Here is a 1,484-nt window from a genome sequence, read left to right as displayed (position 1 = left end):
TAATTGCGGCATTTTCATAGCTATCGTCTGTATTTTGCAACGCTATGGTTTTCATATTGCCGAAAAATCCCGGATCGTAATGCTCGATGTCATTTTGCACGTAGCTTCTTAAAATTTGGCCGTTTCTTACTAGTTTAACCTCATAGATAAACTCTATGCCACCGATTCTATCGCTAGGAAACGGAGTAGCTTCGCCCGTAAAGCCCCTGTGGTGCTTTATTGTAATTTTAAGCTCATCGGTAGAGTTTTGATCCAGCAGGTTCGCCTCTTTTAACGCCGCTAAAAGCTGCTCGTTGTACTTTTTCTCGACCGCTTCCGGCGATTGATAGACAAATTTTTTCGGATTATGGTTTTGGATGTGGTAGTAGGTAATGCCCTTGAATTTATACGCGCTTGCGATCGGTACTTTCGGCTGAGACTGCCCACAACCGATAAAAAATAGCGCCGCAAAAAGCAAAGCAAAAATTTTTTTCATTTTTTCTCCTTTAAAATTTTGTGCGATTATACAAAAATGGGGTTTAGCCCGGGCTAAATTTACGATCTTTCGGCGCCGCTGCGCGTTTAAATTTTGATAAATTTGAGCGAAAGCGCAAATTTTAAGCGTAGTTAGACGGCTAAATTTCAAATCCTTTAAATTTGAAACCCGCTTAAATTTCAAAGCCTCTTCAAATTTAAAATTTAATCCGAATTTGATCTGAAATTTTATAAAATTACGCCGTTCTAAACGGGCTTTAAAAGCGTGCGCAAGCTGTTTTGCAAGCCCGAAAGAAAGGAAGCTTTATGCCTACTTTTAGCACCAAAGACTACAAAGCCGCTCTTCGCAGCCGCAGCACACGAGCCACGAGCGCAGGCGGATTTAGCGTCAAAAACGACAACTCCTTCATCGTGATCTTCGTAATTGCGATGATGGCTTTTATATTTTTTTACGGCGTTTTAACCGGGCTTGATTTAGATAAGCTCTTTTTCGCAGAAAGTCGTGGAGGAGGGCGTTACAGTAATGGGCTATTGGGACTTATAATCGCCGGCGTAGCTTGGTATCAAGGACGCGACGGCGGCGGGCTGTTTAAATTTAACGACCACGCAATTACCTTCGTTTCAAACGAGCGCAAGAGCGAAATTTTGCTCTTTAATATCGACTACATTAGGCTCACTCCAGGCTTTTTGCGCACCTGCACCAGCTACACGGCGCTTAGCCACTCCCGCTACGTAAAACACGAGCGACTCTTTAAATTTGGGATCGGATCGATGATCGTGCTATGGCTAGTAGGTATCGCCATGAGCGAGCGCGTGGGAATGGCATTCTTGATCATGGTCGTGGGCATCGTGGTCTTTTTCTTAGCCAAGGCGCTCTCATCATGGCGGCTAAACGGCGACTTTCACTACATCTTGCTGCGCGACACCGTGCTGATCCGCGGCAAGGATCTGAACGACCGCGTGCTGTGGTTTGCGATCACGCCCGGCCGCAACGACCGCCGCAGGCTGCG

Annotated in this window: 2 protein-coding genes; one reads left to right on the top strand and one right to left on the bottom strand. The window is 45.6% G+C overall.

What is annotated here, in order from left to right; genetic code table 11:
- A partial coding sequence (locus Q0369_RS07920) for a hypothetical protein (RefSeq protein ID WP_298098352.1) occupies positions 1-475 on the bottom strand: 475 nt, incomplete at its 3' end.
- A gap of 305 nt (positions 476-780) precedes the next feature.
- Here Q0369_RS07920 and Q0369_RS07915 point away from each other — a divergent pair.
- Positions 781-1,484: hypothetical protein (locus Q0369_RS07915; RefSeq protein ID WP_298098349.1), on the top strand; the 704-nt coding region annotated here is incomplete at its 3' end.

The sequence above is a fragment of the uncultured Campylobacter sp. genome (assembly GCF_938030685.1).
Classification (GTDB): Bacteria; Campylobacterota; Campylobacteria; order Campylobacterales; family Campylobacteraceae; genus Campylobacter_B.
Note: the sequence above shows the minus strand (reverse complement) of the source record. Positions and strands in the feature narration are given on the sequence as shown.